This window comes from Sorangium sp. So ce381 (genome assembly GCF_051473845.1).
In the GTDB taxonomy this organism is placed as follows: domain Bacteria; phylum Myxococcota_A; class Polyangia; order Polyangiales; family Polyangiaceae; genus Sorangium; species Sorangium atrum.
Genome location: NZ_CP150336.1, coordinates 1,904,506 through 1,920,294 on the forward strand (window position 1 = coordinate 1,904,506; position 15,789 = coordinate 1,920,294).

Annotated in this window: 15 protein-coding genes; 8 read left to right on the top strand and 7 right to left on the bottom strand. The window is 71.8% G+C overall.

The features are described from left to right. Positions 1 to 112 precede the first annotated feature (112 nt). From WMF29_RS07210 to WMF29_RS07225, 4 genes are all read left to right on the top strand, one after another. Positions 113 to 658, top strand: coding sequence for a dihydrofolate reductase family protein (locus tag WMF29_RS07210; protein ID WP_437328130.1), 546 nt, complete (start codon positions 113 to 115; stop codon positions 656 to 658). A gap of 307 nt (positions 659 to 965) precedes the next feature. Further along, positions 966 to 1,994, top strand: coding sequence for a hypothetical protein (locus tag WMF29_RS07215; protein WP_437328131.1), 1,029 nt, complete (start codon positions 966 to 968; stop codon positions 1,992 to 1,994). 295 nt (positions 1,995 to 2,289) lie between these two features. Beyond that, entirely contained in the window at positions 2,290 to 3,150 is an 861-nt protein-coding gene (locus tag WMF29_RS07220; protein WP_437328132.1) for a HipA family kinase, read from the top strand. Then, complete coding sequence (locus WMF29_RS07225) at positions 3,128 to 3,568, top strand: DUF3037 domain-containing protein (RefSeq protein WP_437328133.1); 441 nt, start codon at positions 3,128 to 3,130, stop codon at positions 3,566 to 3,568. The genes WMF29_RS07220 and WMF29_RS07225 overlap by 23 nt, the downstream gene beginning before the upstream one ends. 51 nt (positions 3,569 to 3,619) lie before the next feature. Here the strand turns inward: WMF29_RS07225 and WMF29_RS07230 are convergent, their stop codons facing one another. From WMF29_RS07230 to WMF29_RS07240, 3 genes are all read right to left on the bottom strand, one after another. Further along, the gene (locus WMF29_RS07230; protein WP_437328134.1) at positions 3,620 to 4,543 is read right to left on the bottom strand and encodes a DUF808 domain-containing protein; all 924 of its coding nucleotides are present in this window, start codon (positions 4,541 to 4,543) and stop codon (positions 3,620 to 3,622) included. Between the two features lie 185 nt (positions 4,544 to 4,728). Then, positions 4,729 to 5,640: a ribosome biogenesis GTPase YlqF gene (ylqF, locus tag WMF29_RS07235; protein WP_437328135.1), complete on the bottom strand. Its 912-nt coding sequence runs from the start codon at positions 5,638 to 5,640 to the stop codon at positions 4,729 to 4,731. Between the two features lie 30 nt (positions 5,641 to 5,670). Then, on the bottom strand, positions 5,671 to 6,381 hold the full coding sequence (locus tag WMF29_RS07240) for a DsbA family oxidoreductase (RefSeq protein ID WP_437328136.1): 711 nt from the start codon (positions 6,379 to 6,381) through the stop codon (positions 5,671 to 5,673). Between the two features lie 493 nt (positions 6,382 to 6,874). Between WMF29_RS07240 and WMF29_RS07245 the strand changes: the two genes are divergently transcribed. Next, the gene (locus tag WMF29_RS07245; RefSeq protein WP_437328137.1) at positions 6,875 to 7,882 is read left to right on the top strand and encodes a DUF2167 domain-containing protein; all 1,008 of its coding nucleotides are present in this window, start codon (positions 6,875 to 6,877) and stop codon (positions 7,880 to 7,882) included. Between the two features lie 246 nt (positions 7,883 to 8,128). On the opposite strand, the gene WMF29_RS07250 is transcribed toward WMF29_RS07245, so the two are convergent. The 3 genes from WMF29_RS07250 to WMF29_RS07260 all read right to left on the bottom strand — a co-directional run bounded on the left by WMF29_RS07250 (position 8,129) and on the right by WMF29_RS07260 (position 11,450). Then, on the bottom strand, positions 8,129 to 8,839 hold the full coding sequence (locus WMF29_RS07250; protein WP_437328138.1) for a GNAT family N-acetyltransferase: 711 nt from the start codon (positions 8,837 to 8,839) through the stop codon (positions 8,129 to 8,131). Between the two features lie 73 nt (positions 8,840 to 8,912). After that, positions 8,913 to 10,592, bottom strand: coding sequence for a rhomboid family intramembrane serine protease (locus tag WMF29_RS07255; protein ID WP_437328139.1), 1,680 nt, complete (start codon positions 10,590 to 10,592; stop codon positions 8,913 to 8,915). A gap of 84 nt (positions 10,593 to 10,676) precedes the next feature. After that, positions 10,677 to 11,450 (bottom strand): endonuclease/exonuclease/phosphatase family protein, encoded by a 774-nt coding sequence (locus WMF29_RS07260; protein WP_437331093.1) that lies wholly within the window; start codon positions 11,448 to 11,450, stop codon positions 10,677 to 10,679. Positions 11,451 to 11,565: 115 nt separating this feature from the next. Here WMF29_RS07260 and WMF29_RS07265 point away from each other — a divergent pair, with 115 nt between their 5' ends. The 3 genes from WMF29_RS07265 (at position 11,566) to WMF29_RS07275 (ending at position 15,105) form a co-directional block, all read left to right on the top strand. Continuing rightward, entirely contained in the window at positions 11,566 to 12,000 is a 435-nt protein-coding gene (locus tag WMF29_RS07265) for a GNAT family N-acetyltransferase (protein ID WP_437328140.1), read from the top strand. Positions 12,001 to 12,472: 472 nt separating this feature from the next. After that, positions 12,473 to 13,990 (top strand): sensor histidine kinase, encoded by a 1,518-nt coding sequence (locus WMF29_RS07270; protein ID WP_437328141.1) that lies wholly within the window; start codon positions 12,473 to 12,475, stop codon positions 13,988 to 13,990. Next, complete coding sequence (locus WMF29_RS07275; RefSeq protein ID WP_437328142.1) at positions 13,987 to 15,105, top strand: DUF4185 domain-containing protein; 1,119 nt, start codon at positions 13,987 to 13,989, stop codon at positions 15,103 to 15,105. Before WMF29_RS07270 ends, WMF29_RS07275 begins: the two co-directional genes overlap by 4 nt. Before the next feature lie 106 nt (positions 15,106 to 15,211). On the opposite strand, the gene WMF29_RS07280 is transcribed toward WMF29_RS07275, so the two are convergent. Continuing rightward, a complete protein-coding gene (locus WMF29_RS07280; RefSeq protein WP_437328143.1) occupies positions 15,212 to 15,787 on the bottom strand; it encodes a TetR/AcrR family transcriptional regulator in 576 nt (191 codons plus the stop codon). Positions 15,788 to 15,789 lie beyond the last annotated feature (2 nt).

The following is a 15,789-nucleotide window of genomic DNA, read 5'->3' on the forward strand; positions in this document are numbered from 1 at the left end:
GGTTGCGCTGGCGCGAGCGTCGCGATGAGAATGGCCTCGACGCGCCGAGGCCCGGCGCTCTCGATGGACCGACCCACGGCGAGCTCAGGGCAGCGTCTCAGGGAGGATTCGAATGAGAAAGATCGTCTATGACGTCGCGGTGACGGTCGACGGCTTCATCTCGCACGAGGACGGCTCGGTGGATGGCTTGGTGATGCAAGGAGAGCACGCCATCGATTACGTCGAGCGCCTGAAGGGCTACGACACCGTCGTGATGGGGCGAAGGACGTACGAGTGGGGCTATCCCCTCGGGCTCGTCCCGGGGAAGCGAGCCTACCCGCACATGGCGCACTACATCTTCTCGAAGACCCTCCGCTTCGGCGAGGGCGCCGAGGTGGAGGTCGTGGGCCATGACGAGATCGCGGCCCTGAAGCGGCTGAAAGAGGGCGACGGGGCCGATATCTATCTCTGCGGGGGCGGCGCCTTCGCCGGCTTCCTCCTCGAGCACGACCTCATCGATCGGCTCGTCCTCAAGGTGAATCCCATCGTCTTCGGGCACGGGATCCCGCTCTTCGGCGACAGCTCCACGAAGGTCGAGCTGGCGCTCCTCGGCGCGACGTCGTACGCGAGCGGCGTGTCGCTCCTCCGGTACGACGTGAAGCGCCGGGGCGCGGCCTGAGGGGCCGCCCCGGCGAGGGCGTGTCGCACGATTTCGCCGCGGCGTGGCTGTCGAGCCCGCCGCGGCGCTTTCGTCCGGCGGACTCGACAGCTGCGCCTCGATGGGGCCGAGCTGGTTGTCGGGCTCACACGTTCGGGCTGTTGAGAAAAATTTCTGCCCAGGGTAACTTGCGCCACGCGGCTGGCTCGGAGGAGCTCGTGGGCGGTGGCAACCGCCATGGCGAACGGAGGCCCGGGCTGCGTGGCCTCGTGGTGCACATCAGGAGAGGGTCAGGATGAGATCAGTTCTTTCTTTGGCAATGTGCGGGATGTTGGTGGGCGCATTCGCCATGACGGGTTGCGGTGATGACGAGACCACCGGCAGCGGCGGTGCGGGCGGTGCGGGCGGTGGGACCGCTTCCAGCACGACGTCGAGCTCCAGCAGCAGCTCGGCGAGCACGGGCGGCGGCGAAGGCGGCGCGGGCGGCGGTGAAGGCGGCGCGGGCGGCAGCGACGGCGGCGCGGGCGGCAGCGACGGCGGTGCGGGTGGCGGCGACGGCGGCGCGGGCGGCGGCGCCCCCGACATCGGTCCCGGTCCGGACGAGAGCTGCTCGGGTTGCGCCCGGCTGGCTGTGCCGCTCACCACGGCTTCCACGGGGACGCTGTTCCAGTTCGACTTCTCTCAGCTGGTCGACCTGACCGGCGCTACCGTCACGTTCCGTGTAAAGGCTCAATCGGCCACCGGCGGCGGTCTGCAGACGTTCGTGCAGAACGGCGGTGCGCAGAGCTGGGCGGGCGTCCCCTGGGCGTGGACGAGCTTCAACGATCTGAAAGAGTGGACCGAGCTCACCATCGACGTCGATACCGCCGCTGCGGCGTCCACGACGTTCAACAAGACCCAGGTGAAGCGCATCGGCGTCAAGGTCGACGCAGGTGCCGAGGGGCCCTGGGCCAACCCGACCATCGTCTATATCGACTCCATCACCGTCACGAGGTCGGCTAGCACGAGCGGTTCGGGCGGCGCCGGCGGCGCCGGCGGCGCGGGTGGTGCCGGCGGCGAGGGCGGCTCGGGCGGCATGAGCGGCGAGGGCGGTTCGGCGGGCGCCACCGGCGAAGGCGGCTCGGCGGGCGCCACCGGTGAGGGCGGCGCTGGCGGCACGAGCGGCGAGGGCGGTTCGGCGGGCGCCACCGGCGAGGGCGGTTCGGCGGGCGCCACCGGCGAGGGCGGCGCTGGCGGCGCGAGCAGCGAGGTGGTTCATGTGATCGGTCCGTTCGAGTTCACGGACGGCCTGCAGGGCTTCCTGCTCGGCGACTACCAGCCCGTGCTGGGCTCGAGGCTGGATCCCCTCGGCGAGTGATCGACGAGGGCCTGCGGCGCTCGCTCTCGCGCTGCTGCGCGGAGCGAGCGCCCGGGCCGCCTCATCGATCATCGAGGGCGCGCTTCCCGGTGCGCTCCAGCTCGATCCGGCTCCCCCGTCTCACGTGATGGCGGGGGTGAGGGCTCTGGCCGAAGGCGGGGTCTCTTGAACCGCCAAGCGCGCCAAAGACGCCAAGCAAAACACAAAAATCATGGCGTCTCATGGCGCCTTTGCGGTTCCATCCTTCCGGCAGGGTGGGGGAATTCCCCCGCTACCCGCTACGCTGCTGCCCGGCATGATCCGAACCGTCCACACGACCCGCTACGTCACCCCGCTCCGCGAGGGCGGGTCGCTGCCGGCCCTCGTCGAGGCCGATGACGACGGGCTCTATGTCCTGAAGCTCCGCGGCGCCGGCCAGGGGCCGAAGGCGCTCATCGCGGAGCTCGTCGCGGGGGAGATCGGGCGCGCGCTGGGGCTGCCGGTGCCGGAGATCGTCTTCATGGAGCTCGACCCGGCCTTCGGGCGGGCCGAGCCGGATCCGGAGCTGTCCGACCTGCTCTCGGCGAGCGCCGGCCTGAACCTCGCCCTCGACTACCTGCCCGGGTCGCTCGCCTTCCAGCCGCTCGCCGGCCCGGCGATCGACCCGGGGCTTGCGGCCGCCGTCGTCTGGTTCGACGCCTTCACGAGCAACGTGGACCGGACGCCCAAGAACCCCAACCTGCTCCTGTGGCACCGCCGCCTCTGGCTGATCGACCACGGCGCGGCGCTCTATGTCCACCACGCCTGGACCGACGCGACCGACCCGCGCGCCGACGCCCACGACCGCTTCCCGCTCATCAAGAGCCATGTCCTGCTCCCGTTCGCGGGCGATCTCGCCGCGGCCGACGCCGCGCTGAGCGCCCGGCTCACCCCCGAGCGCATCGCGGGGATCGTCGACGCGATCCCGGACGCGTGGCTGGCCGATCAGGACCCCCGCGCCCGGTCCTCTGGCGAGCGGCGGTCCGCGTTCTCGCCCGACGCGGCCGAGGCGCCGCAGCCCGACGCCGCGCCTGTCGCGGCGCGCCGCGCGGCGTACGCCGCCTACCTGACCCACCGCCTCGCGCCGCCGCGGGGCTTCGTCGAGGAGGCGCTCGATGCCGCCCGTGCCCGGCGGTAGCCCTTTGGGCGCGCCCGCCGCGCCCGCCGCCGCCGACCCGTTCGATTACGCCGTGCTGCGCGTGGTCCCGCGCGTGGAGCGCGGCGAGCGCGTCAACGTCGGGGTGGTCCTCTTCTGCCGCGCCCGGGGCTTCCTCGACGCGCGCTTCGAGCCCGACGAGCGGCGCCTGCTCGCCCTCTGGCCCGATCTCGACCTGGAGGCGGTCCGCGGCCACCTCGACTTCATCCGCCGCGTCTGCGCCGGCGATCGGGCGTGCGGGTACGTCGCCGAGCTCCCGCAGGCCGAGCGCTTCGGCTGGGTGGTGTCCCCGGCGAGCACGGTCGTCCAGCCCTCGCGTGTCCACGCGGGCCTCGGCGCCGATCCGGCCGCGGCGCTCGATCGGCTGCTCGCGGCCCTTGTGCGGTCCGGACAGGGCTGACCTGCGCGGCGCGAGCCCGCGCTCCAGGCGGCGGGAGCCCGCGCTGCAGGGTCAGTGATCGTCCTTCTCGCGCGTCATCGCCTGCTTCACCGCGGTCACGACGCCCAGCACGATCGCGCCGGCCGCGACGCCGACGACCATGTTGGCGAGCGACGGCACCACCGCGCCGAGCACGGCGCCGGCGCCCTGGGTCATGTCCTCGATGTGGTGGTGCAGCCACGGCACGCCGTGCGTCAGGATGCCGCCGCCGACCAGGAACATCGCCGCCGTGCCGGCGACCGACAGGCCCTTCATCAGCCACGGCGCCGCCTTCAGGATGCCGCTGCCCAGCGACTGCTGCAGAGCGCCGTCCTGGCGGCTCAGGTAGAGGCCGGCGTCGTCGAGCTTCACGATGCCGGCGACCAGGCCGTAGACGCCCACCGTCATCAGCACGGCGATGCCGCTCAGCACGGCGACCTGCGTGCTGAACGGCGACGCCGCCACGGTGCCGAGCGTGATCGCGATGATCTCGGCCGACAGGATGAAGTCGGTGCGCACCGCGCCCTTGATCTTGTCGCTCTCGAACTCCACGAGGTCGATCTTCGGATCGGAGAGCGCCTGCACGCGCTCGGCGCGGTGCGCCTCGTCCTCGTGCTTGCTGTGCAGCACCTTGTGGGCGACCTTCTCGAAGCCCTCGTAACAGAGGAAGGCGCCGCCGACCATCAGCAGGGGCGTGACGGCCCAGGGCGCGAAGGCGCTGATCGCCAGCGCCGCCGGCACAAGGATGGCCTTGTTGAGCAGCGAGCCCTTCGCCACGGCCAGCACGACCGGCAGCTCGCGATCGGCGTTGACGCCCGTCACCTGCTGCGCGTTCAGCGCCAGATCGTCGCCCAGCACGCCGGCGGTCTTCTTGGCGGCCACCTTCGTCAGCACGGCAACGTCGTCCAGCACGGTGGCGATGTCGTCGATCAGGGCGAGCAGGCTGCTTCCGGCCATGGAGTGAGGTCCTCGTCGGGTGAATGGGGTGGGAGCGTGGGAGCGGGGAGCGTGGCGAACGTCACTGGCGGCGCCGCACGGCAGCCGTCGCGTGGGCATCGTAGCGGGCGTCGGCGGCCTTCGGGTCGAAGATCCTGGGCGCCCACGTCGATCGGCCAGCCTGGCCGGCGACGCTGCGCCGCGGCTCACGCGCTCTCTTCGATCCCCGACGGCGACTCCAGCCCCGGCGGCTCTTCCAGGCTGATGCGCCCGAGCCGACCGGCGCGGAAGTCGTGGACGAGGATGTCCGACGCCTTGTGCAGGTCGACCGACCCGCCGCTGCGCAGGCAGCCGCGGCGGCGGCCGATCTCCTCGATCAGCGCGGCGGCCGTCTCCGGCAGCTCCTTCAGCTTGTAGCGGGCGACGAGGAGCTCGGGGTAGCGCCGCAGGAAGTACCCCGCCGCGAACAGGGCGACGCTCTGGTAGTCGATGGCCGTATCGGGGATCGCCCCGCCCACGCCCAGGCGGAACGAGGCCGACTCGTCGTCGATCTTGGGCCAGAGGATCCCCGGGTTGTCGGAGATGGCCATGCCGGTCTTCAGCGTGACGAGCTGCTGGCTCTTCGTGACCGCGGGCTCGTCGCCGACCTTGGCCACCTTGCGCTCCATGAGCGCGTTGATGAGCGTCGATTTGCCGACGTTGGGGATCCCCACGATCATGGCCCGCACCACCTTGCCCGGGCCGTTCTTGGGGGGCGCGAGGCGCTTGCAGAGCTCCGGGATCCGGCGCCGCGCCTCGGACGACTGGCTCGCGGAGATCGCGATCGCGAGCACCTGGCCCCCCGGCGAGGCGCCGCGCTCCGCCTCGTCAGGAGGCGCGGCGCGCTCCGCCTCGAAGTAGCGGAGCCACGCCGTGGTGACGGCCGGGTCCGCCAGATCGCTCTTGTTCAGGACCTTGATGCACGGCTTCTGGCCGCGCAGCTCGGCCAGGACGGGGTTCTCGCTGGCCAGCGGCATCCGGGCGTCGAGCACCTCGATGACGACGTCCTGCGACGGCATCGACTCGGCGATCGTGCGCCGAGCCTTGGTCATGTGGCCTGGATACCATTGGATCGACATCGGCCGCGCAGCTCTATCACGCCCGGCGGCTCATGCGCACCCGTCCGGGCCGCAGGCCGCCCCCTCGGCGAACGCCTGCTCGGGCGCGTCGGCCGCCTCGTCCCACGCCTTCTGGAGCACGCCGAGGAGGGCCTCGGCCGGCTGCGCGCCGGAGACGCCGTACCGCCCGCCGAACGCGAAGAAGGGGACGCCCGTGATGCCGATCTCGCGCGCCTCGGCCTCGTCGGCCCGCACCTCGCGCGCGTGGGCGTCGCTCGCGAGCGCCGCGCGGACCTCGTCCGGGTCGAGCCCCGCCTCGCCGGCGAGGCGCGCGAGCACCTCCGGCTCGCCGATCGCCTCGCCCTCGGTCATGTAGCCGCGGAGGAGCCGCTCCTTCACGGCGTCCTGCACGCCGCGCTCGGCCGCGAGGTGGAGCACGCGGTGCGCGTCGAAGGTGTTGCCGGGCCGGACCTTGTCGAAGCGGAGATCGAGGCCGTCCGCCGCGCCCACCTCGGTCATCTGCTGGATCATGGCCTCCGCCTTGGCGACGGGCACGCCGTACTTCCTCGCGAGGCGCCCGGCGTAGGACACATCGGTGTCGAGGACGCGCTTCGCCGAGGGGTCGAGCTCGAACGCGCGCCAGACGACCTCGACGGCATCCCGGCGCGGGAACCTGGCGAGCGCGGCCTCGAGCCGGCGCTTGCCGACGTAGCACCAGGGGCACGCGATGTCGGACCAGACATCGATACGGAGCTTCTTCATGGCGATCAAGGTAGGGCGCAGGGGCGCCGACGGCCAGGCGGCGTGCGTTGCGGGCGGGAAGGGCGCCGGCGCGGCGGTCGGGGAGGGGTCGAGCTCGCCGGGGAGAGCTGAGCCATCCCGTGTGCGCCCGCCTGGGGGAGGCCGTCGCCTTCGCGGTGGCGGATTGCTCCGGGCAGTCACGCGCAGGTCGACTGGATGAATCTGGCCGGAAGGTGTTTGTGCACCCAGCCGGATCATGGCGCCGCATGTCCATAGCGGTGCTTGGCGAAGGGAATCGGATGGTTTGCACTCGCGGCGAAAGCACGTTTCTGACGCGCCACGCCCCCCTCCTGGAAAAATGACACTGCATCAACGACTTATCCATGCATTGAAGGAGCTGCCTTCTCCACAGCCTGCGGGAGCGCCCCGCTGCGCTTGTGCGCCATGGAGCACTCTGGTTGAATGCCCCGAATCTTCTCGAAGGCGGCAGGGTGTTCCGTCAGGAGTGGGGAAAATGTCCAATCGTCGACTCGCTTCGATCGCTTCGGTGGCCCTGGTGCTCGGCGCGAGCGCGCTCGCCGCGGCCGGGGACCCGAGCCCTGCCGCGCCCGCCGGGGCCGCGGCCGGAGCGGCGAGCGCCGTGCCCGCGGGGGCCGCGCAGCCGGCTGCGGCGGAGCCATCCGGCGACGCGGCGCGGGAGCCGACGGCGGAGGAGATCGCCGCGGCGATGCAGAAGTTCGATGCCGAGCTGAAGCTCCAGAGCGGGAAGGTCACGGTCGGCGACAACCTGGCCGAGCTCGACGTGCCGGAGGCGTTCCGCTTCACGGGCCCCGAAGGCACCAGGAAGGTGCTCGAGGCCTGGGGCAATCCTCCGGGGTCCGAAGCGCTCGGCATGCTGTTCCCGGCCGGCCTGAGCCCGATCGCGGACGACTCGTGGGGGGTCGTGATCAGCTACGTGGAGGAGGGCCACGTCGACGACGATGACGCGAAGGACATCGATTTCGGCGAGCTCCTGGCCGAGATGCAGAAGGACACCGGCGAGGGGAACCTGGAGCGCCAGAAGGCGGGCTTCCCCGCCGTGCGCCTGATCGGCTGGGCCGAGCCGCCTCACTACGATCCGGCGACGAAGAAGCTGTACTGGGCCAAGGAGCTCGAGTTCGTGGGCAACGAGCACCACACGCTCAACTATTCGATCCGCGTGCTCGGGCGCAAAGGCGTGCTCGAGCTGAACGCCGTCTCCGGCATGAAGCAGCTCGCGACCGTGCGGGGCGAGATGCAGAGCGTGCTGAAGTTCGTCGAGTTCAAGCCCGGCAACCGCTACGAGGACTTCGACGAGAAGATCGACCAGGTGGCCGTGTACGGCATCGGCGCCCTGGTCGCGGGCAAGGTGGCGGCCAAGGCGGGGCTGTTCAAGGGGCTGTTCGCCCTGCTGCTCGCCAGCAAGAAGCTCGTCGTCGCCGGCCTGGTGGCTGTCGCGGGCGGCGCCAAGGTGCTCTGGGAACGGATCCGCGGGCGCGCTTGACCTTCGGGGAGTTCTCGAAAGCCTTGCGTCGTTCGAAGGCGCATACGAGCAGCTCCTTGAACTTCGGGGGAACTCCCGCCATCCTGCCGGAATGATGGAACCGCCAAGACGCCATAAGACGCCAAGATTATTATTGTTTTCTTGGCGTCTTATGGCGCCTTGGCGGTCAAAAGAACACACCTTCGGCCAAAGGACCCCACCACCGGGCGACGCGGCGCCGTCTCGCCCTCGCCCGGTAACCCCCGCTTACCGCCGCTCCTCCACGCCCATCAACGTGGACAGGCTCTGCCGCTGGCGGCCCGCGCCGTCGAAGTTCGATGGATCGAGCCAGCGCTCGAACGCCGCCTTCGCCGCCGGCCACTCCTTGTCGATGATCGCGTGCCACGCGGTGTCGCGGGTGCGCCCCTTGACCACCGCGGCCTGCCGGAACACGCCCTCGAAGCGGAACCCGAGCCTCGCCGCCGCCGCCCGCGAGCCCGCGTTGAGCGCGTCGCACTTCCACTCGTAGCGCCGGTAGCCGAGCTCGTCGAACGCCCGCCGCATCATGAGGTACATGGCCTCCGTCGCCGCAGGCGTCCTCTGAAGGAGCGGTGAGTACCTGAGGTGTCCGACCTCGATGACGCCGTTCTTGGGGTCGATCCGCAGGTAGGCCGCGACGCCGATCGCCCGTCCTGTCGTCGCGTCGATGATCGCATGGAACAGCGGATCATCGCCCAGGCACGTGGCGTCCATCCAGGCGCGGTAATCCGAGAGGGTCGCGAAGGGGCCATAGGGCAGGTAGGTCCAGCCTCGCCCCTCCGCGTCCATGAGGTTGGCCGCATGGAGGTCCGCCGCCTGCCTCTCGGGATCGATCGGCTCGAGTCGGCACGTGCGCCCGAGCAGGATCTCGCGCGGCGGCAGCGGCCGCGGCGTCCAGCCGGGGAGGGGGTGGCCGATCGGCTGCATCAGAGAATTCATGTGCTCCACGGGATCGCGATCTCCGCAAGGTGGTTTGCTCACGGCGCCGGCCGCGGGCGCCACCAGCCGCGTACTACTGCGCCCGGATCGTCGCCGCCACCTTGTCCTCGATCCCTTCCCACGTCGCCGGCCGATCCGCCGTCGCGTAGGCCTGGAGCATCACCTCGCGATCCCCGAGCACGACGACGTAGCTCACCATCTGCACCCCGTTCTTGAGCCCGTTCTTCACGCTCACCGCAGGCCGCCCGCCCAGCGTGATGCGCGACGCCGGGCCCTTCGTGACGGTGTTCGCCGGCCGTTGCTCGTCGAGCACCTTGCGCTCCTGCTCGAGGAGGGCGTCCAGCTGCTCGGGCGGCACCGCGCCCTCCAGCGGGAAGACGGCGACCTGGAACACGACGGGCGTCCGGGGCAGCTGCCCGTACGCGTGGAAGCGGACGCCGGCCAGCTCCTCCACGGACGCGGCGCTCGCGAGCGCCTCCGGCAGGTCCAGGGCGACGCCCGTGTCCGCGACCGCGGTGCGCGTCAGCACCGGCGGCGCGCGGAGCTCCCACGGGCGGCCGGCGGCGAACGCCGTCGCCACGGACAGCGCCATCGCCGCGGCCGCCAGGGCGGCCGCCGCCGTGAGGAGGGGGCGCTGCCTCGGCTCGGCGTCCGCCGCGCGCTCGCGCTGGTCCACGGGCGTGAGGCCGCGGGGGAGGACCGTGACGACGAGCGCGAAGCCGACGACGCCGCCGCCCAGGTGCGCGAGCAGGTCGACGCCGGGCTGGAAGCTGTAGACGAGGTTGAGCCCGAGCGGCAGCCACGCGCGGCTGCGCATCTGCGCGATCATCGCGGGGGGCAGGAGCCCGTGCGGCCGGAGCGCGACGCCGATGCCGGCCGTCATGAGGCCCCAGATCGCGCCCGACGCGCCGACGCTCCACCGGTCCTCCAGCATCGCGCTCGCGAGCGACCCGCCCAGCGCCGAGGCCCCGTAGAGCAGGAGGAAGCGCCGCGGGCCGAAGAGCGCCTCGAGCATCGGGCCGAACGACCAGAGCGCCAGCATGTTCACGAAGAGGTGCATCGGGTCGGCGTGCAGGAACGCCGAGGCGAGGAGCCGGTAGAGCTCCCCACGGCGCACCGCCTCGCCGCTGTTGGCGCCCATGCGCCACAGCGCCGCCTCGTGGGTGCCCGAGCCGAAGGCGTAGCTCACGGCGAGGAGCGCGGCGCACGCGATCATGAGCGTCGCCGTGACGCGGCGGCTGCCCCTCAGCCGGTCGACGATCGCGCGCTCCTGCTGCGCCAGCGCGTGCCCCTCGGCGAGCGCCTCCGCGAGCGCCTCGGGCTCGATCGGGCCCACCTCGGCGAGGCGCTCGTAGGCCCGCTCGAGGGCCGGCAGGGCCTGCCCCTTCACGCGCGCCAGCTCGCCCGCCGCGTCGAGGTGGTGGAAGCCCATCCGCACGGGCTGCACGAGCGGCGCCACCTTGGCGAGCGCGGCCCGGCCTGCGGCAGCGCCGCCGCCCACGAGCACGACGTGCGTCGGCGGCCCGCCGGGCTGCACCGCCTTCACGAGCGGCTCGAGCAGGGCGTGGATCTCGTCGGCCGAGAGATCCCCTGGCGCCGTGACGAGCGCGATCTGGAGGGGCGCCGCCCTGCCGGCGAGGAGCGCCAGCCTCGCGTCGCAGCGGAGCAGCACGAGGGCGTCCGGCCCGCGGAGCAGCGCGGCGAGCAGGCGGTCGCGTCGCGCCGCCGCGTCGTCCCGGGGCGCACGGTCCATGATCGGCGGATCCACCACGCTCGCTTCTCCTCCTGCTCCCTCCTGCGAGAGGTCGCGCGGCGAGCGTAGCCGAAAGGCGGCGCGTCAGGAGAGCTCGGCGATGACCGCGTGGTGGTCGGACGCGGCGCCGACGTCGATGACGTCGGCCTGCGCGAGCCGGCCGGCGAGCCGCGGCGACAGCAGCACGTAGTCGGTCCGCGTCTCCACCTGCGCGCCGTCGCGCCCGCGCAGCGCGGTGAACCAGCGCGAGGAGCGCGGCCTCTGGAGAAGGGCGTCGGCCCAGCCGAACGCCTCGATCGAATCCATCGTGTCGAACCGCGGCGGGCTGCCGTACTTCTCGATGCCGGCCGCCGCGAGGCGCGCGCCGAGGTCCGCGGGGTAGGGGTCGCGGCGCGACAGCGCGTTGAGGTCACCCGCGAGCGCCCAGAGGCCCGCGGCGAACCGGGCGGGGGGCACGAGCGAGAGCAGCCAGCGCGCCTCGGTGAGCCGGCGATCCTCGCTGCCGGCGTTGAGGTGGGTGCCGAGCACCACGAGCGGCTCGCCGTCGAGCGAGAGCTCGACCTCGACGAGGCAGTGGGCCAGCGTCTCGGGCGCGTGCACGCGCGCGCCGGCGAGCGGCGCCCGGCTGACGACGGCGACGTGGTTGCGCCTCCCGTTCGGCCGCGGGTTGGCGTTGCCCAGGACGGCGTGCCGCTCGCCGGCGGGCGCGCCGATCGCCTCGGCGACGGCCCGGAGCCGGGCGCCGTCCTCCCAGCCCACGCACTCCTGGAGCACGAGCAGATCCGGGCCCGCGGCGGCGACGATCGCGAGGATCGCCTCGAACCGATCCTCGCCGCCGAAGAGGATGTTGAAGGTCATGATCTTCACGGTCCGATCAGGCTAGCTCTTCCGAGGTCGGGGCGTCTGCGGAGAGCAGCCAAAAGGCGCGCTGAATCGGGTGGACGCGCCGCCAGGGACGGCGCACGAAGCGGGCATGGCCGGCGACGTCCTCCCGATCCGCAGCGATTCGCCGCTCTACGCCGGCGCGCTCCGCCTCCGGCGCGAGGTCTTCGTCGTCGAGCAGTGCGTGCCCGAGGACATCGAGATCGACGAGCTCGACGCCGTCGCGCGGCACTTCGTCGTCCTCGACGGCGGCGAGGTCGTCGCGACGATGCGCATCGTGCCGTACGAGGGCGCGCTCAAGGTGGGCCGCGTGGCCGTCAGGAGAGACCTTCGCGGCGCGGGCCTCGGGCGGAGGCTGATGGACGAGGCGATCCGCGTCGCCGGCGCAGAGGGCGCGCGCGCGCTGATCCTGAACGCCCAGGTCTCTGCAGCGGCGTTCTATCGCAAGCTCGGCTTCGTCGAGGAGGGGCCGATCTTCGACGAGGCGGGGATCCCGCACACGAAGATGGTCCGACGGATGGCCTGAGCCCGCGGGCGCTGGGGATAGAGGTCCGGCCGGGGAGGGCGACGCCCATCTGCATGGTGCCTGGCGCGCCGCAGCAGTACGCGACCTCTGCCGCTCCATCTGCAGCCGGACGGACACCGCCGTTTCGCTCGGGCTGCCCCTGCACGAATCGCAGACCCGATGATGCCAAAAACTCGTAGAGCGCGGCGCTGGGAGGCGTGACGAGAGGGCAGCGGGCGACTCCTCGCACGTTGCGCATCGCGGTGTTCGAAGACAATCTACCTGATCGATGGCGTCGAAAGCGGGCGGGCGAAGCAGCGGACTGGACGAGCCTGGCTGCCCGCGCGCGCTTCGTGGTCCACCTCTGCTCGACTGGATTGGGATCATCCCACGAGCCGCGAGCGCCATCGCCGTCGTGACCGCTGGGGCCGTCCTGGTGGGCTGGTGGCTCGATGTTCAGGTTCTCAAGAGTGTCCACCCGACATTCGTGACCATGAAGGCGAACACGGCGCTGGCCTTCCTTGCCGCCGGCGCGTCGCTGTGGCTCTACTGCCGCGCGGGCTCGAGCTTGCGGAGGCGCCGGCTCTCGCGGGCGTGCGCCGGCGGAGTCGCTCTCATCGGGCTGCTCACGTGCCTGGAATACGCGCTGAACAAGCCGCTCCATATCGATCAGATTCTCTTCCGGGAAGGGCCGGGCGCCGTCGGCACCCCTCACCTCGGCAGAATGGCTATCACGACGGCCCTCTGCTTTGTCCTCCTCGGCTCGGCGCTGTGTCTCCTCGACGCGAAGGCGCGGCGCGTGCGCCGGCTCTTCTTCGCGATGGTCGTGCTCATTGCGTTGCTCGGGCAGCTGGCGGTGCTCGGATATGTGCTCGGGGTCGGGTATCTTTATGGCGTCGGAGCGACGACCGAGATGGCGTTGCATACGGCGCTGCTCTTTCTGGTGGTGTCTGCCGGCGCCCTGTGCGCGCGGCCCGAGCTGAGCGGCGTCGAGCTGTTGAACAGCGCGGGGGCCGGCGGCGTGATGGCGCGCCGACTGCTTGTCGCCGCGTTCGGCGCGCCGTTCATCCTCGGCTGGGCGATCGTGAAGGGGCGGACGCTCGGCCTCTACGATTCGGCGTTCGAGTCGTCGCTCCTCGTCGTCGGCTGCGTCGTCCTCATCGTGCGCCACATCTGGAAGAGCGCTGCCGCGTTGGAATGCATCGATCGGGCTCGGGGGAGGGCCGTAGAAGATCGCGGCCGACTCGCTCTCCGTGAGGAGGCCGCCCAGGCTGCCGTCCGAGAGAGAGACGAGTTCCTCTCCATCGCGTCCCACGAGCTCCGAACGCCGATCGCCGCGCTCCAGCTCACGCTGCAGGCGCTGCAGCGCAAGCCTGGCGGCGGCGAGCCAGCGACCCTCCAGAACGACCGCACCGCCCGAGCGGTGGAGGGGAGCCTTCGACAGGTCGCGCGGCTGACGCGGCTCGTCGATCAGCTGCTCGATCTGTCGCGCATCAAGGCGGGTCGTCTCGAGCTCGAGCCGGAGAGGGTCAATCTCGCCGAGGTGGTGCGCCAGGCCGTCGAGCCCCTCCAGGTGGTGCTGGCGCAGGCGGGCTGCTCGCTGTCTCTGCGCGGCGAGCGCGAGATCCTCGGTCGCTGGGATGCGCTGCGGATCGAGCAGGTCGTGACGAACCTCGTGTCCAACGCGCTGAAGTATGGCGCGAACGCCCCCGTCGAGATCAGCGTACAGCGGCGCGGGGACGCGGCCGTGATCGCGGTGCGCGATCACGGAATCGGCATCGCCCCGGAGAACACGGCGCGGATCTTCGAGCGGTTCGAGCGCGCCGTGTCGTCGCGCGACTACGCCGGCGTTGGCATCGGTCTCTTCGTCGCCAGGCAGATCGTCGAGGCCCACGGCGGCTCGATCCGGGTCGAGAGCGCGCTCGGCGCGGGTTCGACTTTCTTCGTCGAGCTGCCCATCGAGCACGTGGTGAGCTGCGCCGTCCCCTTCCGTGGGATGATGGCGTCATGAGATCCCTACGCCGATCCCTCACGCGCGCCCGTTCTGTCCCCATCGTCCTCGCGCATCTGGTCCTCGCGGCGTGCGGTGGGGAGCCGGGGCCAGGCGTCGAGTCTGCCGAGGAGATCGGCGTCGTCGAGAAGGGGGCGTGGATCGAAGGGCGCGACGGTGGAGACAGCGCTGTCGTGTGGGGCAAGTCGGTCTGGGTCTATGGCGATACCGTTCTCACGCAGGCTGACGAGGCCGGGACGAACTGGCACCATAACTCGTTCGACATCTCGGACGATCTCGACGCGTCCGACGGCATCGGTGGCTTCTCCTCGCCGGCCGACAGCGTCGGGGCGCCGGGGTACTTCATCGCGCCCACCGCGGACGAGCAGGCGTTCAACGACGCTCACGCCGGCGATGACTGCGCCGAGGCGCCGTGCGGCGCCCGCTGGGCCGTGTGGCCCGGGGCGCCGGTGTTCGATGCGGCGCGCGACCGCGCTTTGATCCCGTATGGCCTCATCTATGCGGAGCCGGGCGACTTCAATTTCCGCGGCGTGGGCCAGTCGTTCGCGATCTGGGAGGGCCTCGACGAGGCGCCGGAGCGGCCGATCGTGGACGCGAGCGCGGAGCACCCCGACCTGCTCTTCGGGGAAGGCGAGCCAGGCTGGGGTGCCGCGCTGGTCGCCCACGGCGACGACCTGTACACCTTCGCGTGCGACGGCAGCCTCTCCAAGCCGTGCCGCCTCGCGCGCGTGCCGCTCGAGACGCCCGTCGACCGAGGTGCCTTCCGCTACTTCGACGGCGATGGCTGGAGCGACGACGCCGGGGATGCCGCAGCGCTGTTCGACGGCGCGCCCATCATGTCCGTCTCGTACTGTGAGCACCTCGGGGCGTGGCTCGCGGTCTACTCGCCCCCGTTCGACCACCGGATCGTGGCGCGCACCGCCCCTGACCTCACCGGCCCTTGGTCGGACGAGGCCACGCTCTATACGGCCCCCGAGGAGCGCGCGCCGTACGACTCGGTTCACCACGCGGAGTACGAGGAGGACGGCGGCCGGGTGCAGTACATCACGTACTCGCGGCCGACGAGCGGCTGGTTCGGGTCGGAGTTCGCGCTCGTCCGCGTCGTGCGGAACTGACGGGGGCGCGCTCGCCGCTGTCTGCTCCAGAAGAGCGGCCTGGCTGTCCGTGGCCAGACGTCTGGCTGTCCGTCACGGCCCAGAACCTCCCATCTCCTCCGGGAGCTCAGCGGGTGAAGCGGCGGATGGCGTGCCGGATCTGCTCGGGCGCCATGGGATCCGTCGATAGGGCGCTGTGCAGCACGAGGCCCTCGATCAGCGCGTCGAGCTCCCGCGCGGTCACCGGGTCGAAGTGGATCTCCAGCGCGCGCCGGCTCCGCAGCATCCAGGCCTGGGTGACGGCGCGCAGCGCGGGTTTCCGGGCGGCGGCGACGTAGAGCTCGACGCTGAGCACCAGGTCGCGCTCCGAGCCGAGCAGGGCCGTGGTGAGGTGCTCGACGAGGAGCTCGACCGCGGCCTCGCGGTCGCACGCGGCGCGCATCTGCTGCTCGAAGCGGGTGGCCACGCCGTCCGCGTGCCGGGTGAACGCCGCGGCGAGCAGCTCGTCGATCGAGGCGAAGTGGTACGTGGTCGAGCCGAGCGGCACGTCGGCGGCCCGGGCGATCGAGCGGTGGGACGCGCCGGCGACGCCCTGCTCGGCGATCACGTCGAGCGCGGTCGCCACGAGCCGCTCCCGGCGCCCTGGGTCGTGGCGGCGGGCCCGCCGCGCGGGGGCGGCGCGCCTCGCCCTGGCAGCGCTCATCG